Origin of the sequence: Pyrolobus fumarii 1A (assembly GCF_000223395.1) — an archaeon.
Lineage (GTDB): Archaea > Thermoproteota > Thermoprotei_A > Sulfolobales > Pyrodictiaceae > Pyrolobus > Pyrolobus fumarii.
In genome coordinates, this window is record NC_015931.1 from 1,630,111 (window position 1) to 1,653,593 (window position 23,483).

27 protein-coding genes are annotated in these 23,483 nt (G+C 55.7%); 15 read left to right on the top strand and 12 right to left on the bottom strand.

The window, feature by feature from the left end; genetic code table 11:
• Positions 1 to 25: 25 nt before the first annotated feature.
• The 4 genes from PYRFU_RS10700 to PYRFU_RS08595 form a co-directional block, all read right to left on the bottom strand.
• Complete coding sequence (locus PYRFU_RS10700; RefSeq protein WP_280097277.1) at positions 26 to 160, bottom strand: hypothetical protein; 135 nt, start codon at positions 158 to 160, stop codon at positions 26 to 28.
• A gap of 227 nt (positions 161 to 387) precedes the next feature.
• Positions 388 to 1,890: a replication factor C large subunit gene (locus tag PYRFU_RS08585; RefSeq protein WP_048191990.1), complete on the bottom strand. Its 1,503-nt coding sequence runs from the start codon at positions 1,888 to 1,890 to the stop codon at positions 388 to 390.
• A 232-nt stretch (positions 1,891 to 2,122) separates the two neighbouring features.
• Positions 2,123 to 3,106 carry a replication factor C small subunit gene (locus PYRFU_RS08590; protein WP_014027280.1) on the bottom strand — a complete coding sequence of 328 codons (984 nt, stop codon included), beginning with the start codon at positions 3,104 to 3,106 and terminating at the stop codon, positions 2,123 to 2,125.
• A gap of 78 nt (positions 3,107 to 3,184) precedes the next feature.
• Complete coding sequence (locus PYRFU_RS08595) at positions 3,185 to 3,598, bottom strand: hypothetical protein (protein ID WP_014027281.1); 414 nt, start codon at positions 3,596 to 3,598, stop codon at positions 3,185 to 3,187.
• A 136-nt stretch (positions 3,599 to 3,734) separates the two neighbouring features.
• Between PYRFU_RS08595 and PYRFU_RS08600 the strand changes: the two genes are divergently transcribed.
• Positions 3,735 to 4,511 carry a nitrilase-related carbon-nitrogen hydrolase gene (locus tag PYRFU_RS08600; protein WP_167827915.1) on the top strand — a complete coding sequence of 259 codons (777 nt, stop codon included), beginning with the start codon at positions 3,735 to 3,737 and terminating at the stop codon, positions 4,509 to 4,511.
• A gap of 10 nt (positions 4,512 to 4,521) precedes the next feature.
• Here the strand turns inward: PYRFU_RS08600 and PYRFU_RS08605 are convergent, their stop codons facing one another.
• Entirely contained in the window at positions 4,522 to 5,094 is a 573-nt protein-coding gene (locus tag PYRFU_RS08605; protein ID WP_014027283.1) for a GMP synthase subunit A, read from the bottom strand.
• A 14-nt stretch (positions 5,095 to 5,108) separates the two neighbouring features.
• A complete protein-coding gene (locus tag PYRFU_RS08610; RefSeq protein WP_244403847.1) occupies positions 5,109 to 6,266 on the bottom strand; it encodes a GMP synthase (glutamine-hydrolyzing) in 1,158 nt (385 codons plus the stop codon).
• A gap of 101 nt (positions 6,267 to 6,367) precedes the next feature.
• Between PYRFU_RS08610 and PYRFU_RS08615 the strand changes: the two genes are divergently transcribed.
• The 5 genes from PYRFU_RS08615 to PYRFU_RS08635 are packed head-to-tail and all read left to right on the top strand — an operon-like array spanning position 6,368 to position 10,454.
• Positions 6,368 to 6,664, top strand: a complete 297-nt coding sequence (locus PYRFU_RS08615; protein ID WP_014027285.1) for a hypothetical protein — start codon at positions 6,368 to 6,370, stop codon at positions 6,662 to 6,664.
• Positions 6,645 to 7,082, top strand: a complete 438-nt coding sequence (locus PYRFU_RS08620; RefSeq protein ID WP_014027286.1) for a hypothetical protein — start codon at positions 6,645 to 6,647, stop codon at positions 7,080 to 7,082. The genes PYRFU_RS08615 and PYRFU_RS08620 overlap by 20 nt, the downstream gene beginning before the upstream one ends.
• Positions 7,083 to 7,138: 56 nt before the next feature.
• Positions 7,139 to 8,596, top strand: coding sequence for a 4Fe-4S binding protein (locus tag PYRFU_RS08625; protein WP_014027287.1), 1,458 nt, complete (start codon positions 7,139 to 7,141; stop codon positions 8,594 to 8,596).
• Between the two features lie 34 nt (positions 8,597 to 8,630).
• The gene (locus PYRFU_RS08630) at positions 8,631 to 9,389 is read left to right on the top strand and encodes a hypothetical protein (RefSeq protein WP_014027288.1); all 759 of its coding nucleotides are present in this window, start codon (positions 8,631 to 8,633) and stop codon (positions 9,387 to 9,389) included.
• Between the two features lie 33 nt (positions 9,390 to 9,422).
• On the top strand, positions 9,423 to 10,454 hold the full coding sequence (locus tag PYRFU_RS08635; RefSeq protein WP_014027289.1) for a glycoside hydrolase family 191 protein: 1,032 nt from the start codon (positions 9,423 to 9,425) through the stop codon (positions 10,452 to 10,454).
• Positions 10,455 to 10,595: 141 nt separating this feature from the next.
• Here the strand turns inward: PYRFU_RS08635 and PYRFU_RS10705 are convergent, their stop codons facing one another.
• Genes PYRFU_RS10705 through PYRFU_RS08645 form a run of 3 tightly spaced genes read right to left on the bottom strand, consistent with a single transcriptional unit; the run spans position 10,596 to position 11,818 of the window.
• Positions 10,596 to 10,727 (bottom strand): hypothetical protein, encoded by a 132-nt coding sequence (locus PYRFU_RS10705; protein ID WP_014027290.1) that lies wholly within the window; start codon positions 10,725 to 10,727, stop codon positions 10,596 to 10,598.
• 52 nt (positions 10,728 to 10,779) lie between these two features.
• Positions 10,780 to 11,289, bottom strand: coding sequence for a hypothetical protein (locus PYRFU_RS08640; protein WP_014027291.1), 510 nt, complete (start codon positions 11,287 to 11,289; stop codon positions 10,780 to 10,782).
• Positions 11,240 to 11,818: a phosphoribosyltransferase gene (locus tag PYRFU_RS08645; RefSeq protein ID WP_014027292.1), complete on the bottom strand. Its 579-nt coding sequence runs from the start codon at positions 11,816 to 11,818 to the stop codon at positions 11,240 to 11,242. The genes PYRFU_RS08640 and PYRFU_RS08645 overlap by 50 nt, the downstream gene beginning before the upstream one ends.
• A gap of 312 nt (positions 11,819 to 12,130) precedes the next feature.
• On the opposite strand from PYRFU_RS08645, the gene PYRFU_RS08650 reads away from it, so the two are divergent.
• Positions 12,131 to 13,960: a ribosome biogenesis/translation initiation ATPase RLI gene (locus PYRFU_RS08650; RefSeq protein WP_014027293.1), complete on the top strand. Its 1,830-nt coding sequence runs from the start codon at positions 12,131 to 12,133 to the stop codon at positions 13,958 to 13,960.
• On the opposite strand, the gene PYRFU_RS08655 is transcribed toward PYRFU_RS08650, so the two are convergent.
• Together PYRFU_RS08655 and PYRFU_RS08660 are read right to left on the bottom strand one after the other, a co-directional pair.
• Positions 13,957 to 14,367 carry a PIN domain-containing protein gene (locus PYRFU_RS08655; RefSeq protein ID WP_014027294.1) on the bottom strand — a complete coding sequence of 137 codons (411 nt, stop codon included), beginning with the start codon at positions 14,365 to 14,367 and terminating at the stop codon, positions 13,957 to 13,959. The genes PYRFU_RS08650 and PYRFU_RS08655 overlap by 4 nt on opposite strands.
• The gene (locus PYRFU_RS08660; protein WP_014027295.1) at positions 14,336 to 14,605 is read right to left on the bottom strand and encodes an AbrB/MazE/SpoVT family DNA-binding domain-containing protein; all 270 of its coding nucleotides are present in this window, start codon (positions 14,603 to 14,605) and stop codon (positions 14,336 to 14,338) included. Before PYRFU_RS08660 ends, PYRFU_RS08655 begins: the two co-directional genes overlap by 32 nt.
• Before the next feature lie 131 nt (positions 14,606 to 14,736).
• On the opposite strand from PYRFU_RS08660, the gene fbp reads away from it, so the two are divergent.
• The 7 genes from fbp (at position 14,737) to PYRFU_RS08695 (ending at position 21,569) form a co-directional block, all read left to right on the top strand.
• Positions 14,737 to 15,906: a fructose-1,6-bisphosphate aldolase/phosphatase gene (gene fbp / locus PYRFU_RS08665; RefSeq protein ID WP_048191996.1), complete on the top strand. Its 1,170-nt coding sequence runs from the start codon at positions 14,737 to 14,739 to the stop codon at positions 15,904 to 15,906.
• A 173-nt stretch (positions 15,907 to 16,079) separates the two neighbouring features.
• Entirely contained in the window at positions 16,080 to 16,793 is a 714-nt protein-coding gene (locus tag PYRFU_RS08670) for a Kae1-associated kinase Bud32 (RefSeq protein WP_083818588.1), read from the top strand.
• Positions 16,775 to 19,093: a carbamoyltransferase HypF gene (gene hypF, locus PYRFU_RS08675; protein WP_014027298.1), complete on the top strand. Its 2,319-nt coding sequence runs from the start codon at positions 16,775 to 16,777 to the stop codon at positions 19,091 to 19,093. Before PYRFU_RS08670 ends, hypF begins: the two co-directional genes overlap by 19 nt.
• Positions 19,094 to 19,227: 134 nt before the next feature.
• Positions 19,228 to 19,941 carry a double zinc ribbon domain-containing protein gene (locus PYRFU_RS08680; protein ID WP_014027299.1) on the top strand — a complete coding sequence of 238 codons (714 nt, stop codon included), beginning with the start codon at positions 19,228 to 19,230 and terminating at the stop codon, positions 19,939 to 19,941.
• Positions 19,942 to 20,018: 77 nt separating this feature from the next.
• Entirely contained in the window at positions 20,019 to 20,507 is a 489-nt protein-coding gene (locus tag PYRFU_RS08685) for a hypothetical protein (protein WP_014027300.1), read from the top strand.
• Positions 20,508 to 20,510: 3 nt separating this feature from the next.
• Positions 20,511 to 20,855, top strand: a complete 345-nt coding sequence (locus tag PYRFU_RS08690) for a hypothetical protein (protein ID WP_014027301.1) — start codon at positions 20,511 to 20,513, stop codon at positions 20,853 to 20,855.
• Between the two features lie 87 nt (positions 20,856 to 20,942).
• Positions 20,943 to 21,569, top strand: a complete 627-nt coding sequence (locus PYRFU_RS08695) for a hypothetical protein (RefSeq protein WP_167827916.1) — start codon at positions 20,943 to 20,945, stop codon at positions 21,567 to 21,569.
• Positions 21,570 to 21,575: 6 nt separating this feature from the next.
• Here PYRFU_RS08695 and PYRFU_RS08700 read toward each other — a convergent pair whose 3' ends face one another.
• On the bottom strand, positions 21,576 to 22,016 hold the full coding sequence (locus PYRFU_RS08700; protein WP_014027303.1) for a hypothetical protein: 441 nt from the start codon (positions 22,014 to 22,016) through the stop codon (positions 21,576 to 21,578).
• Positions 22,017 to 22,167: 151 nt separating this feature from the next.
• Here PYRFU_RS08700 and PYRFU_RS08705 point away from each other — a divergent pair, with 151 nt between their 5' ends.
• Positions 22,168 to 23,334 (top strand): radical SAM protein, encoded by a 1,167-nt coding sequence (locus PYRFU_RS08705; RefSeq protein WP_048192782.1) that lies wholly within the window; start codon positions 22,168 to 22,170, stop codon positions 23,332 to 23,334.
• Positions 23,335 to 23,483 lie beyond the last annotated feature (149 nt).

A 23,483-nucleotide genomic window follows, 5' to 3' on the forward strand; every position in this document is an offset into this window, starting at 1 on the left:
AGCCCGATGGCTACCAGAGATGTTCCTATAGCATGATGCGGCTTAGCCCTACAATGTAGACTAAGAGTGGTGCACCGAGTGCTGAGCCGCCGCCACCAGTCAGTCCCAGTGCGAACCCAGCGATAATTCCTGCAACAAGAGCGAATAACGCTGTATCCAACCACATCACCCTGAAATGACTGACATGTTTGCCGAGCCGTGGAGAAAGAAGATATTAAAATCTAGTCCAGATTGGCGGGCAGTCAGTACTGGTATACCCTCACCCAAGCTAAGCTAATTGAAGCGATGCGGATAAAAATGATAGTCTAGAGGGGTTAGTAGCTAGTGCGGTGTTCAAGTCTGGTAAAATATAGTTGTTTAGGGGTGTATGTTGGGAGTTTAGGATGTTTAGAATAGTGTTCTTTGTCTGCCGGATCCGCTGCTCTTCTTGCTTGTGCGTCTTCTTGATGTGGATGATCTGCGGGTGGTTGTGGTTCTCGTTGTTGTTCTTGTAGACTTTGATGTGGTTGGTAGTGTTTTTGCTGTTGCGGTTGTTCTTGATGCTTGTGTAGCGGTTGCAGCCTCTGTGGCCGTTGCCGGTTTCTCCATCCTCATGAGTAGTAGCCTCATGTGCTCGAGAACCTCGCTGGCGGCTGGCCCAGCGAGGTACTTTACCATCCTCTCGGTGAGGTTATAGCCTATTGCAAGTCTCGCGGCGTATCTCGGGTTGTACCTGAAGATTATCTGGAGGAACGGTAGTATTTCCGACCTAAACCTTCTCTTGGAGACGCTTAGGCGTGGGGCTAGGTGCGCGGCTATAGCTTCGCGCAGCTCCCTTTGCTCCTTGGTCTGTGCCATTAGCTTGATCTTCTCTGGGTATTGGAACTTGTAGCGGAACTTCCATCTACTCTTACGTCTCGCCATTGCGACGCCTGGACCGGCCATGTCAAAGACGTAGCTTAGGAGGCTCCAATCGATAGTCTTTCGTATCCTCCCGAGGTACTGGTCAGCGCGGGCAAGTGCCTCGTGTGCTCTCCACACGTCCTCCGGATCATCGTAGGCCACCGGGATGTTCTCATTTATCCACTGGAGTATTGTCTCGTAGTCTAGGTTTGCGTGGGTAACCGCTCTCTTAGCCTGCCAGGCGTACTTCGACTTGAAGAGATGGTCTAGCATCTCGTAGGGGTTGTACTCGCGGTCTCTGCTGGTGGCCAACGCTTGCACTAGCTGTACGGTAACCTCGCCGTAGCCCTCCGCAATACCCTGCAGGTCGTTGATGGCAGAGCGTAGGTCACCCTCGGCCCTCTTGGCGAGGAGTTCCAGCGCTTCCGGCTCGCAGTGTATACCTTCAAGCTTACATATCCTCGAGAGAACCTCAACAACGTAACGATCCTGGAGCCTATAGAATGGTACCATGAGTGATGCGTCGCGCAGAGGCTTCAGCTTCTGGTCCCACGGGTCATTCGCGGTCATCACGATAGGGTGTTTAGCCACCTCTATCAGGTGTAGGACAGCGTCAAGCCCGCCCTTATCGGCTGTACCGGATATACCATCAACCTCGTCAAGGAGGATTATCTTCTTGCGTCCAAAGAGGCTCATCTGGGTAGCAGCAACTCTAGCGACCCTCTCGATATCCTCCTTTCGGCGGAAATCAGAAGCGTTCATCTCGACAAGCTCGAGGTTATACTCGTGGGCAGCGGCCTCCACTAGGCTGGTCTTGCCGCAGCCAGCTGGCCCGTAGAATAGAACCGCCTTCTTCTCCGGCGGCTTGCCGGAAAGCCACTGCTTGAGCCACGGCACGAACAGCCTCTTAGCCTGCTCCTGGTCAACAACGTGCATTATGCAGCCGGGCTTAGGGTCTATACACTTAGGTCGATACTTGATCACCCAGGGTAGGTGCTCTCCAGGCACGGTGGGAAGCACCCTCTAGCCTATACCGTGAGTAGGGCGAGCTAAGCCCTTAAACGCCTCACGAGGCAGACTAGGATACCAACCGGAACACGATGGTGCTATAGAGGCGGTGTGCCCTAAGGCGCTTTAGAGTATGCCGTTTTGCAACACTGTAGAAAGAGAATGGTAGGGGCGTGTAAACAACTGTACAATATTGCCTAACTTTGATCTAGAGGTTGTGGTTTGTCTCTCCTCACTTACCCTTCAGCTTCCGTCCAAGCATTGCTAGCCATGCTAGGAACGCGTTGAGCTGTATCTCGTCGTCGGCGCCCTCCACTAACCTGAACTGTATCTCGCCGGCATAATCGGCTATAAGGACGCGGACCTCGTCGGGTAGTTTCAGCTCGGGTCCGAACACCTCCTTGTGAATCTGCTTGATGACGTCTGTCCCGCTGAGACCATAGTTTATCATGAGCTCGCGTAGCTTCTTCCTGGCATCGGTGAACCTACCGTCAAGAGCCAGTTTGATGATCTCGCGTATCTCCTTGGGGTGGGCGAGGCCGACAACCTTGTACACGGCCTCTACAGTCACCTTGCCGAGCGCGGCAGCAGCCTGGAGAATGTTGATGGCCCTTCTCATGTCACCCTCGCTTATCTCATAGATGGTCTCTAGGGCCTCCTCGTCATACTGGCATCCCTCCTGCTCGCATATCCACTTGAGCCTAGCAACTACATCCTCCTTCTTCAACGGGGTGAACCTGAATATCGCGCACCTGGACTGTATCGGCTCGATTATCTTGCTTGGATAGTTCGCGATGAGTATGAAGCGGGTCGAGGCGGTGTACATCTCCATGAGACGCCTTAGTGCTTGCTGTGCATCAGCGGTCATGTTGTCGGCCTCGTCTAGCAGCACTATCTTGAATGGGATGCCTGGGGGTGTCCTGCTCCTCGCGAACTCCTTTACCTTGGTCCTAATGGTCTCGATACCTCTCTCGTCGCTAGCGTTCAGCTCCAACATGTACTGCCGGTAGTTCTCTCCGAACAAGTCGTGTGCCAGTGCATGAGCTGCAGTGGTCTTACCGGTGCCCGGCGGCCCGACGAACAAGAGGTGCGGCATGTTCTTCTCTTCGACGAACTTCTTCAACCTCCTAACTATCTCCTCCTGGTTCACAATCTCGTCGAGTGTCTTAGGTCGATACTTCTCGGCCCACAGCAGCTCTGCAAGCTCGCTAGCCAAGAGCCAGCCCCTAGAGGGTATTCAACGGCATCAACCAGTTATAAGCGGAAGGAGGCGGTCGTGAAGCCTCTAACAACCTCAACCAGTTATGTTCAGCTTCCTAGTCAAGAGGCCTACAGCGGTGAGAGTGTCTCTCCATGCGGCTGTAGTGACGCTCATGGCGTGATCTATGTGTGCGTCTTCACAGCCCTTCTCAGCCACGAGCCTCACCTCTACAGAGGCTCTGGCTAGCTCTCTTGCAGCCTCGTCAAGATCACCGTACCTCATAGTGAAGAACCATAGTGCGGGGTCACTAGCCCGCAGAGCCTCGCCCTCATTCCTGACCCTGCGGGCTAGACCGCCAAGCAGGCTATACAGCTGGGCTAGGCTCTCGAAGCCAGGGTAGATGCCGCGGCTGCATGAGGCTAGAGCGGCTCGCCCTCTGCGAAGCACATACTCTCTCCACTTGAGCGTATAGAGGTACTCGAGGAGTATCCTCTGTAGTCTATCCATGTGCCTCGGCCTCTGCAGGGTGGGATAGGCGTGTAACCTAGGTTAATCGGGTTACCGGCGTATTAAATGTGAGTGCTACCCTGCTTGGCCTACAGTGGCTTATTCAGCGTTTTAACCCATGTTGATGATGCCCAGTATGGTGACGATTCTGCGGGACTTCGTTATAGGCCTCATGCAGGCTCCGGCTGGCGATGTTGAGAGCCTCTCTAGGCTATGGAAAGGCGTTGGTAGTGCTGGGCTCGTGGTGCTGCCAGAGTATTCTAACGCTGTGCCAGGCGAAGATGGAGGCGTGGAAGCGGCTGAATGGCTGAGTGTGCTCTCGTCGCTTGCCCGAGAGAGGGGTGTTCACATACTAGCTGGTGTGCTCGAGGAGAATGGCAATTGTCGCTATAGTAGCGTTGTGCACGTGAAGCCTGATGGCTCGTGGAGCGTGGTGCATAGGAAATACATGTTGTTCCGTGCGCTTGGCGTCGACGAGTCCAGGCACCTGTGTCGCGGTAGGAACCCGCCTCCCGTGCTAGACCTCGGGTTCGCAAGAATAGGGGTAATCGTGTGTTACGAGATGCGTTTCCCCGAGTTGGTCCGAAACCTAGCGCTAAGAGGAGCCGAGATTATCGTGGTGCCTAGTGCGTGGTACCCAGGGCCTCTCAAGGAGGATCACTTTGTCACGCTAGCTAGGTGTAGAGCTCTGGATAACACGGTGTACGTCGCGGCTGTTAACCAGCCTGCCCCGAGGTTCACCGGTCGGAGCCTCTTAGTCACTCCGTGGGGTGTGACACGTGTACAACTAGGAACGGGCCCCGAGTATATCGAGGTGCGAGTGGAGGGGAGCGTGCTCCGCGAGGCTAGAGAACGGCTACCGGTTCTGCGTGACGCTCTCGAGCTAGCAGATTCTACGACGCGTAGGGTGTGAGGCTACATAGTTACCTCTTGCACGCCTCCAGGAAGTTCTGGAACAGCTTGTGTCCATGCTGCGTGTGCTGCACCTCCGGGTGGAACTGTACGCCGTACAACGGTAATCGCTCGTGAACCACCGCTTGCACTGGACATGTTTGACTCCGGGCTATCACTCTGAACCCCTCTGGCACAACCTTGACCTCATCGTTGTGACTCTCCCAGACGAAGAATCTCCTTGGTAGCCCGCGGAAGAGGAGATCCTCGTCAAGCACCTCTATCTCGACACCGCCAAACTCGGGGTGCTCTGCTGGCCCCACTCTCCCACCATGAGCGTGTATCATCAGGTGTAGCGAGAGACAGATGCCGAGCGTGGGCCTGGGCGGCTCGCGAAGCAAGTCTAGAACCTGTGCCAGCTTCTCCGCATCCTGGGGTATACGGAAGGGCCCCCCGCCATACACTACACAGTCATACTCCTCTAGCTTCTCGCGCGTGACCATAGTGTAGTCTAGCATGTCAGCCTCTGCGCCAACCTCAGTAAGCCTCCTCTTGATAAGGTGGTTGTACTGCCCGCGGAGAGAAACAACAAGAACCCTGGGCATTGTGCTACACCCGGCTACTCATACTCGATGGTAGCAGGAGGCTTTGGCGTCACGTCATAGACTATCTCGGCTACATTCCTTATACCAGAGAGCCCCTCCACTATGACCTCTAGAGTCTCGCGGTCAGGCAGCGCAACATCGGCGGTCATGAAGTCCTCTGTCTGCACAGCTCTTATTGCAACAACGTACTTGCCTCCGCCTCCGCTCCACAACCTAGCAACTAGCCTCACCGCGTCACGGTCGAGACTAGTCAGCTTGGCCCAGAGGAACTTCTCGAGAGCCGATCTAGGATCTACGTCTGCCACGTAGACCAGCCCGTAGGCCCTAGCGTCACCCTTAACGCCGGTGGCCCTAGCCGCGTAAGCCTCCATCCTGATACCGTCGATCTCGAGCGTCTTACCTGGGTGCCTCTCAGACTCCCAGACGGCAACCAGGTACTGGGAGGGCCTCCACCCGAGGTACTCTACAAGACCCGTGAACATCTTGTCAGCTACGCGCAGCACCGAGAGCTTCTCGGGGCTGCAAGCTCCTACACACCTTACGAGGAGGCCAGGCCCCGGGAAAGGCTGTCTCTCGACAATCTCCCGGGGCACGCCAAGCTTTCTTGCAACCATCCTAACCTGGTCCTTGTAGAGCTCACGGAGGGGCTCAACAACCTCGAAGCCATACCTTGAGACCGGATCCAGGCCCACATCGCGAAGCACGTTGTGCTGTGTCTTGATGCCGCCCGTGGTCTCGATGACGTCCGGGGCTATGGTGCCCTGCACTAGCTTCCTGCATCCAACTTTCTCCGCAAACTCAGAAAGCACCCGATAGAAGACCTCTCTGAACCTCTTCCTCTTCTCTTCGGCATCCGGGACGCCCATAACAGCCTCGTAGAAGCGGCTCCTCTCCTTCAGGACCGTGAGGTTCGGTAGCACGCTCCTAAGCAGCTTTGGAACATGGACATCCTCCCCTAGTCTCATGAAACCCGTGTCGATGAACACCGGGTGTAGCTTCTCGCCTAACGCACGATACGCGAGTACAGCGGCGGTGGTGCTGTCAACGCCCCCAGAGACAGCTACCACTGCACAATCGTCGCCGACAGCCTCGCGTATGTACCTAGTCGACTTTTCGATGAAACCATCCACGTCGAACAAGGAGCCTCTCTCCGTGGTGGGCGGTCCCGACACACCCTATAAGCACTCCTATAAGCGTTGAACGTCAGTGATGAACGTGTGATAGAGCCTTACTTATAAGCTAAGGTATGCGTGTACTACACGCGGATGGGTGTATGAGCGGAGAGGCCAGCATAGAGACCGTAATTGCGATGCTGAGGAGGATTAGGGCCCTCCTGTCGACAGCCAGGGTTACTGTCCAGGTTGCGCACGAGATCATACTGGTGGAGAGTGTCGCGAAGAACCTAGGGGTTTACGACGAGGTGGCAGACGAGATTGAAGAGTTGAAGCGCATCTACCTAGCCCTCTACTACGGCGAGAGCCTCGCTGGTCAAGTTGAGCATGAGCAAAGGTTTCAACGGTTGAGGAGAGCCGCCAGGCGGGTGTATAGGCTTGGACGTCTCGGGGCGTGAGATAGCAGAGTATCTACGAGAACTCATGCGAGAGTTTAGGCGCAACCCGCTCATAAACGCCTCTAACGTGTTCTACGCGGGTATGGTCATAGCGGTGCTCGGGATGATAAAGGACTCGCCATACCTCAAGATAATAGGTGATATTCTCAGCGACTCGACCGACAAGATACGCAACTTGATAGTAGCCAAGTACAGTGTGTTGGGGACTCTTGGCGAGTTCCAAGCGGCTTACACTAAGCTCGCGGAGGCGACCGTCGAGGAGATATATCGTCTCGTGAACGTGGTAGCCGATATCATCGAGGAGGGTGACGCAAGAGACGCGAGGCTCGCTGACGTGCTCAACAAGCTCTACGACCTATTGGTGGTGAAACTGCCAGTGATGGGCGTAAGTGTGACCATAGAGGCTCCCGAAGAGTAGCCAACCCAAGCAACTACTAAACTGGCTGATCATCGGCTTAACACGGCGGGCTAATAGTGATACGTGTAGTCAGCGTCGGATTCGACGCTCCTCTCGCAGAGCGTGTCGAGCTAGAAAAGCTCCCAAGCGTCATACACGAGACAATCGAGGCAAAACAAGCAATCATAGTTGTTGCTCGTGGCGCGTGGCATCTGTGGAACGAGCTAAGACAGTGGATGGACCGCAAGGGGCTTAACTGGCTCCTAGTCGAGCCTCTCGACCCCCTCGAAGCCAACCTGGCAAAGGTTGCTTTCGAGCAGATGCTCGCAGCTAGGATGACGCTAGCAGGTTTCCAGGGTAGATCAGAAGCGCCAAGTGTAATCACTGGAGAGAAGCGTGTCACGAGAAGAGAATTATTGAGAGAGGCTCCAGCTGCTCTAACCAAGTACGTGGATGGCGTTTGGGTTGCAAACACATCGCCATGCTCTTCACCGGCGTGTCCGTTGTGTACTAGCGTGTGTCCATACGACGCGCTTGAAGGTAAGCCGCCGAGACTAGATGCTATGAGGTGCGCTGGTTGCGGGTTGTGCCTGAGTGCTTGCCCCTACCGGGTGCTCTGGAAGAACAGCTCATCGCCACACGCTCTTTGGGACTATATCCGCTACCTGCCAGGCATAGAGCCGGGCCTCGTCGTCTACGCGTGTAGAGACTCTATCGCAGAGCTTCTAGAGGGGCTCAAAGACCATGATGACAAGAGGATTATCGTGGTTCCAGTCGTATGCCCTGGTGACGTGACCCTAGACCTGCTACTCGCGCCGCATCTTCTCGGTCTCCGGCCGGTCATCTACTGTCCCAGGGCGGGTGAAGAATGCGGCAAGGAGAGCGTAACAGAGTACATACGACTGGTTCTATCCAGCTACCAGAGCATAGTCGGCGAAGAGCCGTTGGTAGCATCCACGCCCAGCGAGGTCGTGGAGGCACAGCCGGGTGAAAGGCTGCTCGAGCCTTGGGAGTCACCCCCATCGGATCTAATGGCTGCAGCGAGACTAGCAGCAGAGAAACTGCTATCCAAGAGAGGCGTCACGGACTACGTCAAGATAAACGTCCCACTAGTGGCGCGCCACGAGCTTGACGCGAATAGGTGTACGCTCTGCGGAGCCTGTGCAGCCAAGTGTCCTATGGGAGCGCTCTCCCTTGTCCTCGAGGGAGAACGCGAGAGTCTGGTGCATGACCCGTCTAAGTGCATAGCATGTAAAACGTGTGAAGCGGTCTGCCCGGAGGACGCCCTAAGAGTGGTATACGCGGCGCCCTATAGCCTAGGCAGGCGTGTGCTGCACGCTGAGGAGGTTGTGAAGTGTAGGGTCTGCGGCCGGCCCGTCGGCCCTAAGCGTCTCGTGGAGAGCGTTGCCTCGAAGCTCCGCGCGAGCAACGCCCCCAAGGCGCTCATGGATACTCTGTACCTATGCGAGGAGTGTAGAAGGCGGAGGGCACTAGGGCTACTAGAGCAGGACGACAGGAGCAAAGTAGAGTCATAAGGCACGATGTTTAACGGCCAATTGTAGGGGTTGGATGAGAGCCTCGGCAAACATTGTATCAATCCTCCTGCTCATCATCATAGCTATCGCAGCCGCGGTCGCAATCCACCTGTATTTGCAGGGTGTGGAGAAGCCTGCACCCCCTGGACTATGCCACGCGGCAATTGAGGCGGTCAATGTGACACGCTACAAGGGAATCTATGTGTGGTTTCGTGCAATCGACTGTGACCTGACGGTCGATACAGCATACCTGCGCTACCCGGACTGGACTCTAGCAGTACAGCTACAGCCCCTAACACCCGTGAAAGTGCGGCGTGGTAGCGTCAGTATCCTCCGGTTAATCCCGACGGAGCAAGTGAAGAGCGGGGAATACATACTCACGATACCCATACGCAAAGACGACGTATGGAAGAGCATACGTATACCGTTCACCATGCCCGGTGGTCAGATCCTTCGAAACAAGAGTCTACAAGAGCTCAACGGCACAATCTTGGAAAAGACAGCTTACCGTGTCATAGTGAACGTCAGCATCTATGAGCAGCAATTCGACACGTACAAGGTAACCGTAAGAGTGTGTGCAAAGCGAGGCTACTGGATAAACTACGTCCGTATAGAGGTCTACAACGCCAGCCTAGAGCCACCAGTATGGGTGGGGCAGTACCACGTGTTCGTCGAGAGTGAGAAATACTTGCCGTTCACCTATCCCGACTGCAGTATAGCCGATTTTTACCCCATCCGTGGCAACGAGCAACCATTGACGATAATGGTCTTGGTAGAGTGGAGGAGGGGGTGAGTCTCGCTGAAGACAGTAGTTATTCTTGCAGCATTGCTCGCCCTCGGCACATGCCCCTGTATATACTACGGGCATCTAGACCAGACGATAGTCGAACAGATGGCACACTGTGATCTCATAGTGTTGTCGCCGCTTGCTAACCCAACGCTGGTTTCGGAGCTGTCGCAGGACAGGATAGTGCTTGGCTATGTGAGCATAGCTACTGTAGGCGGTTGGGAGCCGTGGGCCTCGAGAGTAACGCCGGACCTCGTTGTAGGTGTTAACCCTACATGGAATGAGCGTATAGTCGATGCTTGTAGCGAGGAGTGGAGGCAGATACTACTAGACGCGGTGAAATGGGTGCTTGACAGAGGGTTCAATGGCGTTTTCCTAGACAACCTTGATGTTGTAGACCGGTATCCGTGGATGAAGGAGTGTATAGCCTCTCTGGTAAAGGAGGTGAGGAGAGAGTACCCGAACGCCATTATAATGGTGAACAGGGGGTTCTCCATACTCAGAGATATAGCGCCGTTTATCGACTATCTACTCGTAGAGTCGTTCCCTAGCTATTACGACTTCCAAGCTAAGACTTACAGGATACACTGTTTTGACGACCTAGAATGGATTGTATCAAAGCTACGTGAAGCAGAGAAGCTTTCAATGGAGTATGGTTTCCGTATAGTGATACTCGCTTACGGCGAGCCCCGAAACAGTAGCCTCGTTAAACGCATATGTAACATTTTAGACAAGTATGCCAGAGGTATTCCAGTCTACCTTGCAACTTGGGATCTACAACAACTAGGGGTATGTGATCCCTGTGCAGCGCCACACAAGGCCTTGGTAGCGAGAGCAACACCAACTACTAAATTGAGTGCAAGTGCTACTAGCATTAAGACCAGCACCATTAGTGTAGCGGCACAGGAGCCAGGACCAGCAGTAGAGTCAACAACACGCTATGATACTCACACAGTTACTGAAGGCTATGGCCACTCTATTACAGCGATACTGGTTAGCATGAGCTTGGTAATAGGTGGTCTGCTGGCGGGTATCATCGCTACAGCCTACTTTACAAGGGCAAAGAGGTAAACATTGACGTGCTGGATTGTACCAGATACTAGATTAAGAGGGGGTAAGGGTATCCGGTAGATCAGGCTATGATGAGTGGTGACGGCTCGGATAGCTCTCGGGGGAAAAAGTGAAGAGCCGGATGTTAGTATCTGAGCCCTGTTACCACTCCTCTTCCCACTCTTCCTCCTCTTCCTCAGCTTCCCACCACTCCTCTTCTTCCTCTTCCTCCTCCCAGAGCTCCTCTTCCTCTTCTTCCTCCTCCCACCACTCTTCCTCATAGAGTAGTAGCATGGCGCTCTCCCCGGTTTCACTCGCTGCAAGCCTAGCTTATGCGAGCAAGGACTTAAGCAGTTTCCCCATGGAGAAGCCTCTTCCGCTCCACCTCGGCAGCTGCTAGAGCGCTCCTAGCTAAGGCTAGGTCCTCGGGTACACCTAGCCACTTAACCTCATCGAGTTTAGCACAGCCATATTTCGCTACGAGACTGTTGCATAGGGATTCGTCTCTACACACGGCTACTAGGTGTTCGCCGGGTTTTGGGCCCTCAGACGCGACGGTACGTAGCTCTACGCGAGTGGGGTCTATGTCTCCTCTGGCAGCTAGCGCGTAGAGCAGTACCTCCACGGGTAGCTTGCGTGCTCTTGAGTATCCCCTTTTCCAGGCTCTATTTGCGAGCTTGACGCACTGGGCAGCGTGGAGGGGCGAAGCGACGAGTCTGGTAGGGAGTACCACAGCATCCTGTTTGAGTAGCTCTTCAAGGCTCTTGTCGTCGAGCGGCGGTAGTATGGCGTAGCATAGCTTCTCGTCAACTAGATCTATGCAGGCGGAGCAGTTGCTCTGCACGCTCCGGGTCAATGCCTGTTACCTCCGATGCGTCCTCCAAACTGAAACCATGGTGTTCGACGAGCTCCGTGAGCATTTCTAGCCTCTCCCACGGGAATATTATCCACGCGTCTGTCTCCTCACCGTAGTAATCCGGTTTAACCATGGACCATGGCTTCACGTATACGGTTGCGGTCCTCACCTCCGAGGGGCCATAGTAGTTTAGGAAGCTTGCTACGTGTGCAAGTGTCTTACCGGTGTCAGCTACATCATCCACGAGGAGTATACGCTGGCCACGCACATTCTCGATAAGCGGCTGTGTTATCACGGGCTCTTCGCGAGTAGCACCTATGCCAGCATAGAACTTGACTTCGACAGTAGCTATCCTCTTGACGCCGATATAATCAGCTACTATCTTAGCCGGTATGATGCCACCCCTTAGCACGCCAACCACAATGTCGGGCTTGTAGCCGTCTCGTAGCACATCCTCTGCGATTTCCATGCATAGCTCTTCTATCTCACTCCACGAGGGCGTTATGAAGCGCAACTGCTTCTCGCTCAATGCGCGTCCCTCGAGTCCTCCAAACCCCTCTCGCCTTTAACACCGGTACTGTAGTGCAAGACTGAGGATAGACACGAGACACGGTATCATCTCGATAGATGTGTAGTCACAATTCCCCTAGAATGGATGCCCCGGGCGTATGGTGGCGACCCGCCGGTAGAACAAGGCGCTTCTTAGCTCCTCGTCTGTGGCGGTCTCGCTGGTTGGGCTGGCTCGTATCATCTGTGCTTGTATGTTGTCTTGTAGTGTGAGGTCTGGCAGGGTAGTCTTGAAGAGGGTGGATGTGAGCGGGTCGCCTGGAAGGTGAACATAGTGGTTAGGGTTGCGGTTGTCGACCGTGAGCTGTGTAAACCCGACAAGTGTAGCTTGGAGTGTATCCGCTTCTGTCCTATCAATAGGACCGGCGGCAAGGCGATAGAGCTTGGTGAGGATGGGAAGCCGGTGGTATACGAGGATGTATGTATAGGTTGTGGAATATGCGTCAAGAAGTGTCCGTTCAACGCGCTTAGCATAGTAAACCTGCCCGATGAGCTCGAGAAGATGCTTATACACCGTTATGGGCCGAACGCGTTCAAGCTCTACGGTCTGCCTGCTCCTAGGCAGGGTGCTATTCTCGGCGTCATCGGCAAGAACGGTACTGGAAAGACTACGGCGCTACGCATCCTGGCTGGCGAGTTGAAGCCAAACCTGGGCATCTTTGACCGCGAGCCATCCTGGGACGAGATAATCAAGAGGTTCAGAGGGACCGAGATACAGGCTTACCTCCAGAGGCTCGCTGAGGGCAAGATACGAGCGGCTCACAAGATACAGTATGTGGATCTGGTACCTAGGCGCGTGAAGGGCACGGTAGGCAAGCTGCTTGAGCGTGCAGACCAGAGGGGCGTCTCGAAGGAGATTGCCAAGTTCCTGGGGCTTGATAGGCTGTGGGACAGGGACGTTAGGCGCCTCTCGGGTGGCGAGCTGCAAAAGTTCCTAGTTGCAGCCGTATTGTCGCGCGATGCTGACATATACCTCTTTGACGAGCCGAGCAGCTACCTCGACGTCCGTGAGAGGATAAAAGTGGCTAGAGCTATCAGGAGGTTCGCGCCAAAGAACGCGTATGTGGTTGTCGTCGAACACGATATAGCGATGCTCGACTACCTCTCCGACTACGTTGTCGTGATGTATGGCGAGCCTGGAGTATACGGCATAGCGTCGAAACCGTATGGTGTACGCGTAGGTGTAAACAACTTCCTGAAGGGCTACTTGCCTGCCGAGAACGTTAGGATACGCTCGGAGCCAATACGCTTCCACGTACGCGAGGCACCAGCAACTGTAACGGCTGGCCGCGAGAAGTACCTCGAGTGGGGCGAGCTGCTAGTCAAGCGTGACGGGTTCGTCTTGCGTGCTGAGCCCGGGGAGCTCCAGAAGGGCGAGGTTGTCGGCGTACTGGGGCCCAACGGTATAGGCAAAACAACGTTCGTCCGTGTACTCGCGGGAGAGCTTGAGCCCCAGGAGGGCTACGTGTATAAGCCTAGAGAGGAGCTCAAGGTGAGCTACAAGCCCCAGTATGTCTCTCCAGCGATGTTCGAGGGTAAGACCGTAGAGCAGGTGTTGAGGGAGGCTAACCCGGCGGCACTCGCCCCCGGCTCCTGGCTGTACACCGAGCTCGTGAGGCGCCTCGGGCTTCACAGGCTACTTGATAGACGTGCAGATTCTCTATCCGGCGGTGAGATGCAGAAGCTCGCGGTTGCAGCTGCTCTAGCCAGAGAGGCTGACATATACCTGCTTGACGAGCCAAGCGCATACCTCGACGTAGAGGAGAGGCTGACGGTAGCCAGGGCGATAAGACGCATAGTAGAGACTAGGGGTGTAGCAGCTCTAGTGGTCGAGCACGACGTTGCAGTCCAAGACTACATTAGTGATAGGGTGATGGTGTTCACCGGTACGCCGGGCAAAGAGGGTCACGCACATCGACCAATGGGCCTAAGGGAGGGGATGAACATGTTCCTCAAGGAGCTGGGGATAACATTCCGTAGGGACCCGGAGACCGGGAGACCAAGGGTGAATAAGGAGGACTCGTATCTAGACCGGCTGCAGAAGAGGCTAGGCGAGTACTACTATATACCCAAGAGGGGCGAAGAGGAGAGCGAAGAGAGCTAGCCACCCCCGAGATACTCCTCAACCACCTTGATTATCTCCATGTCGGTGGTTAGCGGTTTACCTCCGCGATTGATACACTGCGCAGCTATAAGCGCGTCAAAGTAGTCTAGCTTTCTGTCATGCACCAGGACGGTTGCTAGTGCAAAGTCGCTCGGCAACAGCGGCTCAACATGCTCTCTGGGTATCAGCGTTGCGAGCAAACTCCAAGTATCCATGCGCTCTTCGAGTGTGAACCCCCTACTCTTCATGAGCAGGTCCAGCTCGATAAGCGCTGCTTGTGACACACGCCTCCACGATGGCATGTTCTCTATAACTGTTAAGGCGTGCTCGTGCAGACGGTCGTCAGGGTTGAGATAGGCTATGAGGTACACTGTGTCAACTATTTCTATCCTCTGCCGCCTCTGCACGGGTCACCGCCTCTAGCACCCTGGTGGCTTCGTGCTCTTCCTCCCTCCAGTCTCTCATCTTCTCGCGGAAGACCCTACTCACGCGCTCATAGAGCTTATCGAGGGGAACAAGCTCAATGACATTATCGCTTCTAACGCGTATTGCTATCTTGGAGCCTTCTCTCAAGCCGAGGGCCTCTCTCACCTCGCGGGGAAGGAGTATCCTACCTCTCGAATCTAGACGGACAACACGTTGCAAGACTAGGCACCCTCTAGGCGTGCCCTCTTCCCACAAGTGCACGGGCCTGTGGGCTGGTCTTAAGGCATGTGGGTTTGTGTGTGCGGAAACCCGTTTATCCTACCGAACACGTCTACACCATGGTGCAGGTCATGAGTGAGGAGCGCAAGGTTACAATTAGCGTCATAAAGGCTGATATCGGTAGCATTGCTGGGCACCACAAGGTACACCCAGACACGATGGCGGCTGCTGCTCGTGTACTAGCCGAGGCTAAGAGAAAGGGCGTCATCATCGACTTCTATGTGACGCACGTTGGCGACGACTTGCAGCTCATCATGACGCACCGTAAGGGTGTCGACTCGCCCGAGATACACGAGCTAGCCTGGAACGCCTTCAAGAAGGCGGCCGAGGTGGCCAAGGAGCTCGGTCTATACGCCGCTGGCCAGGACCTGCTCAGCGACGCCTTCAGCGGTAACATTAGGGGTCTAGGCCCTGGAGTCGCCGAGATGGAGATAGTAGAGAGGCCAAGCGAGCCCATAGTCATCTTCATGGCGGACAAGACCGAGCCCGGCGCCTTCAACCTGCCACTATTCCGCGCCTTCGCCGACCCCTTCACCACCGCAGGTCTAGTCATAGACCCCAGGATGCACGATGGCTTCCGCTTCCAGATACTAGACCTCTACGAGGGTCGTATGATCGAGCTTAACGCACCCGAAGAGATGTACGACATCCTAGCGCTCATAGGCGACCCAACCAGGTATGTGATCAAGAGGATATTCAGGAAGACCGACGGCGAGATAGCAGCCGTCGTTAGCAGCGAGAGGCTCAACCTCATAGCAGGGAGGTACGTCGGTAAGGACGACCCGGTAGCAATCGCGAGAGTACAGCACGGCTTCCCTGCGCTCGGCGAGATCCTAGAGCCGTTCGCATTCCCGCATCTCGTGCCAGGCTGGATGAGAGGCAGCCACTGGGGCCCACTAATGCCCGTAGGCCTCCGCGACGCCAGGTGCACCAGGTTCGACGGCCCACCAAGAGTCATCGCACTAGGCTTCCAGGTGACAAAGGGCAGGCTCATAGGCCCAGTAGACCTATTCGAGGATGTCGCCTTCGACGAGACGAGGAGGCTCGCCCAGCAGATCGCGGAGTACATGCGCCGCCACGGCCCATTCATGCCGCACAGGCTGCACGCCGAGGAGATGGAGTACACAACGCTACCAGACGTGCTCAAGAAGCTCGAGGGTCGTTGGAAGAAGGTGGAGGGCCCCGAGGCCCGCGAGATAGGCAAGCGCGAGAGGAAGGAGAGCGCAGAGGTGCAAGAGTAAAACCCTCTAACACATAACGCGCCTAGGTTTTGCAGCACATGCATTAACACGTGTTTTTCCGCTTTGGTATGTCTTGGCCTCCTTATCCTAGCTCTTCACGCGCTAAGTGCTAGGCTAGTCGACAAGCTACGTCACTACTAAGAGCCTTGGCAGAGGATGGCAAGGTTTTCACCTTGCCTAGGCGGCTTGATACTCCTGAGGATGGGGCTGAAGCCTTGAAGTTGCTGGCGAGGGGCGCGGAGGCGGAACTGTATCTTGTAGAGTGGGGTGGTAGGCTGGCTGTTCTGAAAAGAAGGGTACCTAAGCCTTACCGTCATCGCGTGATTGACGATGCGCTGAGGTTTAGACGGACGCTCGTGGAGGCTCGTATGCTGGTTAGGGCGTTGGAACTTGGACTCAGCGTGCCTCTACTCTATGAAGTGAGGCTTAGTGACGCCGAGATAATCATGGAGTATGTCGAGGGGAGGAGTCTAAGGTGGTATATAGAGGAGTGTGGGCTTGACGAGGTTGCTGTTGATGCTGTTAAGAGGCTCGGATGGATGATAGGCGTTCTGCACGAACACGGGTTCGTCCATGGTGACGTCACCACTAGTAACATCATTGTGACTGGGAGAGGGTCCTACAAGCTCATAGATTTCGGGTTATCGGGGTCTAGTGATGATGAGGAGGACAAGGCGGTTGATGTCCACTTGTTTCTCAGGGCTGTGGAGTCGACTCATCCGGAGTACGCAGACAGCCTCTACAAGCTCTTCCTCGAAGGGTATGGAGAGGCTAGGGGGCGGGAGAAGGCTGAGATGGTTGCGGGGCTTGTCAGTAAGATACGGCTGATGGGTAGGTACGTCGAGGAGCGTAGGAGGCGCCGGATGGTATGGGAAGGGCTTCACTAAGGCTCCTCATCTCGGGTATAGTACAGGGTGTGGGCTTCCGCCCATTCGTATACCGGGTTGCACTCCTTTCCGGCGTAGCGGGTTACGTTAGGAACCTTGGCGGCTCCGAGGTAGAGATTAGGGTTGAGGGTAGTTGGGGGCAGCTACGTGCCTTCTTGCGCCTCTTTGCCGAGAAGCTCCCCCCGCCGGCCAGGATAGAAGACCTGGAGATCATAGTCGAGCGCTGGGAGGGCATCCGGGGTTTTCGGATTCTACCATCAAGCCGCGAGGCTAGAAGAAGAAGCATGATACCTCCTGACTTCGCGGTGTGTAGAGACTGTCTTAGCGAGGTTCTAAACCCTCACGACCGTAGGTACCGTTACCCCTTCAATAGCTGTGCGTATTGTGGCCCCCGATTCTCGATGATGTACACGGTACCCTATGACCGTGAGAATACTGCGATGCGAGACTTTCCCCTCTGTACGGGATGCGAGAGAGAGTATCGCGACCCGTGGAACGAGAGGAGGTTCCATGCACAAGGGATAAGCTGTCCAAAATGCGGGCCTCGTGTATGGCTCGAAACGATTGATGGAGAGGTCGTGGAGACTCGCGATCCGATTAGGGAAGCTGCTCGAATCATCGATGAAGGCGGTATAGTGGCCGTTAAGGGCATAGGAGGTTTTCATATAGCGGCGCTTGCATCCGATGACGATGTTGTTCTAGAACTCCGCAAGAGGAAGAAGAGGCCAACGAAACCCTTTGCACTCATGGCTCTAGATAGTGACGCCGCTGAGAAGCTAGTATACCTCGATAGGGAAGCTAGACGTGTCCTAGAGTCGCCAGAGGCGCCAATCCTACTCCTACCTAGACGCGAAGACGCACCAGTGTCCAAGTATGTCGCGCCCGGCCTAGACACGCTGGGTGTAATGATCGCCTACTCTCCTCTACACTACCTCCTCTTATCCGAGACACGCGACAAGTTCCTCATAATGACAAGCGGGAATGTGCACGGTAAACCGATGTGCACGAGCATAGAGTGTGTCCGCGAGAAACTCAAGGGTATCGTGGATTACGTGCTCAACCATAATCGCGTTATAGTCAATCGCGTCGATGACAGTGTTGCCAGGTTTACTGCCGGAAGACTAGTCCTGATAAGACGTGGTAGGGGCTACGCGCCAACCTGGATAAGACTCGGTTTCCGCCTACCACGCGAGGTAGTGGCGTTCGGGGCTGAACTGCAGAACGCGGGGGCAGTTGCATTTGAGGATAAGGTCGTACTGACACAGTACATAGGCGACACCGACGACTATGATACCCTCATGGAGCTCGAGAAGTACCTTAAGTGGTTTGTAGAGCAGTACTCGATTGACGTCTCCAAAGCTGTTCTCGTCGCCGACCTCCACCCCAGGTATAACTCGAGGAGGCTCGCGGAGGAATGGGCTTCGAGAACCGGAGCCGAGCTCATACTAGTGCAGCATCATCATGCACATGTTGCATCGGTCATAGCCGAGAGGAGGATGAAACCTGGCGTGAGGCGTGTCGGTATAGCGATTGACGGTGTTGGCTACGGGCTGGATGGTAGCATATGGGGCGGCGAGGTGATAGTCACCGATCTTGCTAGCTTCGAGCGTGTTGGTCATCTTGAGCCACAGCCATTGCCGGGTGGGGACCGTGCAACGGAGTACCCGGCTAGGATAGCTATTGCGATATTAACCAAACTGATGGGTGTAGACGAGGCTGTCGAGATGGCTGTTAAGCTCGGGTTGGTTCGTGGGCTGCCCTATGGTGAGAGTGAGGCGCGTGTAGCGGCTATACAAGCTGCTCGTGGCAACGCGCCTCTCTCTTCAAGCATGGGTAGGATACTGGACGCCTTTGCAGCGTTACTTGGTGTCTGCTACCATCGTGGGTATGAGGGTGAACCCGCTATACGTCTCGAGGCTTACGGGAGAAGGGGTAAACTTCTCGATGATGTATTCGCGCCTATAAGAGGCAACATGGTTGACACTACGAGGCTGTTTAAGATGGTGCTTGAGGCTCTAATGGAGGGTGTGGATAGGCGAAGTCTCGCGTATACGGTCATGTGGAGGCTGGGTGAGGCTCTAGCGGAGCTAGCGCTCCGCGCGTTAAACAACGCAGAGGATGGTGAAAACGTGTACATGGCTGGTGGTGCGGCAGTCAACGATGTTATAGCGAGGGCTGTAGAGGCGCGCCTCTCGGAGGAGGGCGTTAAGCTGGTCTTGCCGCGGAAGGTGCCTGCGGGCGATGGTGGTATAGCGCTCGGGCAGGTGGCAGTAGCGGCCTCCATGCTTGGCACAAGCTGAGCATGGACACTATAGCTTCGTGGTGCTGACGTCAAGATCTGCATAGGCGTACCGGATAGAGTCCTACTCTGATTTTGGCTGCGACGGCTAGTTTTTGAGGAGCAGGAGCGGGTCTTGCAAGGCCGGGTGGGTGTATGAGCGAGGAACTCGGTACCGTACCCTTAGCGACGCCCACAATTGACCCGGAGAAGCTGCTAGACTATATCGACAAACTTGATGGTGTCGCCTTTGCTGTTGTGAGTAGGGAGGGTCTACCCGTATACATACGTGGCCAGCTGGAGAGGGAGCAGGCGGAGGCGCTGGCTGCACTCGGTGAGGAAGCATTCCGCCGCATTGAGGATAGCTTTGGGAGGCTGGGTAGCGGTAGGGTGACAAAACTAGGCCTCGACATGGCTCAGGGTAGGCTATACGTCTCCAGGCTTGACGGTGGCGTGATAATATACCAGGCGTCTCCGAGGCTCGCGGACCTCCTAGCCGAGGTCATAGAGAGGTTGAAGGACAATCGGCCAGTTAAATGCGGGAACTGCGGGCACGACGTTACGCTCGCCACGTATAAGTGTCCACGTTGTAACCGCACGGTGCCATTCGTGGCGCGCGAATGTCCACACTGCGGTGCCAACATAGATGTCAAGAGGTGCCCGAACTGCGGATCCCCGCTGCGTAGCGATGGCAGCATCGTAAAGCCTCCAAAAGAGCCGGTGTACATCGGCTATGGCGCGTCGGTGCTGATGTTCGGAATTGGTGGGCTAGCGTTAGCACTGGGCGTACCTGCGGCAGGTGTTGCCGCGATAGCTGCTGGGGTGATGCTGGCGCTAGGCACGACTATCATAGTCAAGCGGAGCATCTGACGACCCTAGCCGGGTGTTACTATCTCGCCGGTCGCCAGCCCCTACCCCTCCCTAAGCTATACGCCCGGGCAGCCCCTATGCCAGCCTCGCAAACAGCAAGCAATGCAGTTAGTTTCGCTCACCCGGGTCCCCAGCCTGTACAGCCAGAGCTCCTAGACCTACTGGTCGAGCTGGCAGCCACTAGTACAGGTGTAATCCGTGAATCGATCGAGGCGATACTCGACGACTACATCGTTGATTGGCTTGAGGAGCTTCGGCCACTACCCTACATACCAAACCTTGTAGTCGAAGTCGCGGCGCGTAAGAACTGGGTGCCAGAACTAGTCGAGAAGCTGGGCGCCACGACTATAGTCGAGGCCATGAGCCTTGCGCTTCAAGCTGCGAGGAGCGAGCCAGGCGTATGCCAGACGCTCATACCGCAGCTTGTCCAGACCGAGGAGCTTTTGCTTGAAGCGTCTGGCGTCGAGCCGGGCGAGGCCATAAGGAGTGTTATGGAGAGCAACGATTGTAAAGCCCACGCGGCCCTCCTCGCGGCACTAATAGCAGTTAAGCCGATGAAGGGGTGATGCATGGTGCTTGCGCTATCCTATGTCGTTGAGAAGCTGGCTGAAGCTGCTGCTAGGAGGGCATCCGGTCTAAGGTATGACATTGATGCGCTTGGGCTTGCGGGCGAGACTAAGAGAATGGCGGAGGAGGTTATCGAGAGTGTAGCCATGACGCTAGTGTTCGAGCGGAGAGGTCTTCTGAGATGCGCGGTTTGCAGCAAGGGACCCTTCACACGCAAAGGCCTCTACCTGCATCTCACTAGAGTGCACCGCGAGTTCATAGAAGAGCTTGTTCGTAAGGAGCTAGAGGCTAGGCTATTGGGTAAAGGCGGGGGGTCTGGAGGGGCGGAGCACGCTCACCGGGCCTAAGCCCTCGCAATTGGAGTCTGTCTTCACACCCCGCGCGAACCTAGACACGTTAGAGGGGCTTTATCCTAACCACCCTGGTGCCGACAGTTGCGTGGATCGTGGTCACCTAGACGCTTGAAAGACGTTACAGCCTCCTCTCTAGTAGCTCTCCTCATAGACGTGACTTCGGGGCGCGTGGCGTCGCCAAAAAGCGAGGCGCTATTCGCGGGTATAGCGTTCCTCTATTCTACGTTGTGGCTCGGTAGAGGCGATCCACGCGAAGGTGCAGAAGCGCTCCGAGATGCCGCTGGGGGCCCACTGGATGGTGCAGTTGTAGCAAGGGCGACGATAGCAGGCTTGGCTGGTCTGCCTGGCCGTGAGGCATGGAGTCTAATCAGGGAGCTTATGGAGGGCAAGGTACCCCGTCATTGGATATCACAGCAGCTTATGGAGGCCTACGCGAGGTACAAGATAAACAAGATGCAAGTCATGAAGTGGTTTAGCGACCCCTCATCCATCCGAGTGCGTAGCTTTAACAGCGAGGTCGCCGAGCTAGCAGAGACCCTCCTGCGCCACAAGGATATGCTCGAGGAACTCGCCAGACTCGACTACAGGCGGTACGTGGAGGCTGGCAAGACACTATACCAGGTTGCCCGGAGGACGGTGGAGAGGTCACCCCGTTTCGTCGAGAGGATAGCAGGACGCGTTAGGAGGCTAATGCTATGGGGTCTATGAAAGAGTTTATGGAGCGTGCGTGAGAGGCTCGTGCAAAACCTCCATGAGCGCCTTCTCGAGCCTCCTAGCAGCTCTTCTCGCTGTTCTATCCCTCTTCGGGTAGACTATCACATAGCGCACCTTGCTTGCATTCGCCTCGACGCGCACCTCTAGGTTCTTGCTAAGCCTGGCCTCGAGCACAACAGCACGCCCATCATTCTCGATTATATACTCGCGTGTAAACGCTTGCATGTTTAGATGCACATCCTCCGGCTCGATCCTCGAGGCCACCAGTGCACGCATGAACACCAAGAGTGCCGAGTTAAACGCCTTCCTTGCGGCCTCCTCGAGATCCTCCTCCAGTACTATCTCCTCCTCCTCGCCTTGCACCCTCGTTATCGCTACCGGCCCCGGCGCTGATATCACGATCTGCTCGTACTCGTTTCTGCGCGGGTATAGCTCACTCACCCCTGCTTCACCCTCCCCTGTATCCAGCCCGAACCCCGGGTAAAGGAGGTCTCCAAACCCTACCCCAATATAGTAGCGGGGGCAGAGGGCCCGCCAGAGGCCAGGTAGGGTGATACCGGTCTCTCCGCCACACTGGATGGTAGGGAGTGTAATGGGCAAGTGCCTGCTCTGCGGGCGCGAGGATAACACCATCAGTAGTGTTATTGGCGTGTGCGTCGAGTGTCTGAGGCGTAGGCCCAACGAGGCGCTGAGTAGGGCTATGCGCGTGCACAGCGAGTGGAGAAGCCGGGCTAAGCTACCCCTGGAACCTCTACGTACCGGTGGGATCCAGTGCAGTTTCTGCGTCAATAGGTGCGTGATAGGCGAGGGAGGCTACGGGTACTGTGGTATCGTGTCCAACAGTGGAGGTAGACTTGTGCTTCGCCCCGGCCTGTACTCCGAGAAGCTATCCATGCATGCTGTTGTGAGTTGGTATCTCGACCCGCATCCGACAAACTGTGTTGCAGCGCCGGTATGCCCGGCTAACACTGGCGCCGGGTACCCCCGCTGGACGAACACACATGGCGTCGAGCGCGGCATGTACAACCTTGCAGTGTTCTTCGCTGGCTGTGGTCTTGATTGCCTCTACTGTCAGAACTGGGAGCATAAAACGATGCTAACGAGGAGAGAAACCATAGTCTCCAGCTCCAGGAGCGTAGAGGAGCTAGTAGAGGCTGCAATGGACCCAAGTGTAACATGCGTCTGTTTCTTCGGGGGTGACCCGACGCCGCACGCACCGTGGGTGCTAAGGGCAGCGAGAGCGATTCGTGAAGAAGCTAGGAGGAGAGGCCTCGTTAAGCGGGTATGCTGGGAGACAAATGGTATCGCGAACCCAGCGATTATGAGAGAGATGGCCCGGTTGAGCCTAGATACCGGCGGCATAGTCAAGATAGACGTGAAGGCTTGGACCCCTAGCGTCTACAAGGCGCTCACCGGTGTTGATGCAGCGCAGCGTGTAAGAGAGAATGTGAAGCTAGTCGCAGAGATGTGGCTAGAGGCGGGTAAGCCGGAGCCGCCCTTACTAGTAACGAGTCTCCTCCTAGTACCTGGCTATGTGGACCTTGAGGAGGTGAGGGGTTGGGCAGAGTACCTCGCCTCGATAGACCCCGACATACCCTTCATCCTGCTAGCCTTCCACCCGGATCACTTGTTGCGAGACTTGCCGCCCACGAGTAAGGAGCATGCAGTTAAGGCTGCAAGGATAGCCAAGGAGGCGGGCCTACGTAGAGTATTTATCGGCAACTCATGGCTCCTAGGCGAGTGGTACAACGTAGACTAGGACTAGATTGTGATTGTTGACGTTGTGAGGGCCAGGGGTGTAGGCATAAGGGGCCGCACAGCGGCGGCATGGCTTGACGCGTCCCGAGATAACACAAGGTGGCCCAGGTGGATCGAGCTGTGGGCGCACCCCGTGTACATCCCGAAACA

Excerpts from the sequence above, each read along its gene's own strand:
- hypF (WP_014027298.1), top strand. The coding sequence starts at position 16,775 with ATGGGAAGGGCTTCACTAAGGCTCCTCATCTCGGGTATAGTACAGGGT.
- PYRFU_RS08605 (WP_014027283.1), bottom strand. The coding sequence starts at position 5,094 with ATGCCCAGGGTTCTTGTTGTTTCTCTCCGCGGGCAGTACAACCACCTT.
- PYRFU_RS08690 (WP_014027301.1), top strand. The coding sequence starts at position 20,511 with ATGGTGCTTGCGCTATCCTATGTCGTTGAGAAGCTGGCTGAAGCTGCT.
- PYRFU_RS08615 (WP_014027285.1), top strand. The coding sequence starts at position 6,368 with ATGAGCGGAGAGGCCAGCATAGAGACCGTAATTGCGATGCTGAGGAGG.
- PYRFU_RS08705 (WP_048192782.1), top strand. The coding sequence starts at position 22,168 with ATGGGCAAGTGCCTGCTCTGCGGGCGCGAGGATAACACCATCAGTAGT.
- PYRFU_RS08595 (WP_014027281.1), bottom strand. The coding sequence starts at position 3,598 with ATGGATAGACTACAGAGGATACTCCTCGAGTACCTCTATACGCTCAAG.
- fbp (WP_048191996.1), top strand. The coding sequence starts at position 14,737 with ATGAGTGAGGAGCGCAAGGTTACAATTAGCGTCATAAAGGCTGATATC.
- PYRFU_RS08630 (WP_014027288.1), top strand. The coding sequence starts at position 8,631 with ATGAGAGCCTCGGCAAACATTGTATCAATCCTCCTGCTCATCATCATA.
- PYRFU_RS08685 (WP_014027300.1), top strand. The coding sequence starts at position 20,019 with ATGCCAGCCTCGCAAACAGCAAGCAATGCAGTTAGTTTCGCTCACCCG.
- PYRFU_RS10705 (WP_014027290.1), bottom strand. The coding sequence starts at position 10,727 with ATGCTACTACTCTATGAGGAAGAGTGGTGGGAGGAGGAAGAAGAGGAA.
- PYRFU_RS08680 (WP_014027299.1), top strand. The coding sequence starts at position 19,228 with ATGAGCGAGGAACTCGGTACCGTACCCTTAGCGACGCCCACAATTGAC.
- PYRFU_RS08600 (WP_167827915.1), top strand. The coding sequence starts at position 3,735 with ATGGTGACGATTCTGCGGGACTTCGTTATAGGCCTCATGCAGGCTCCG.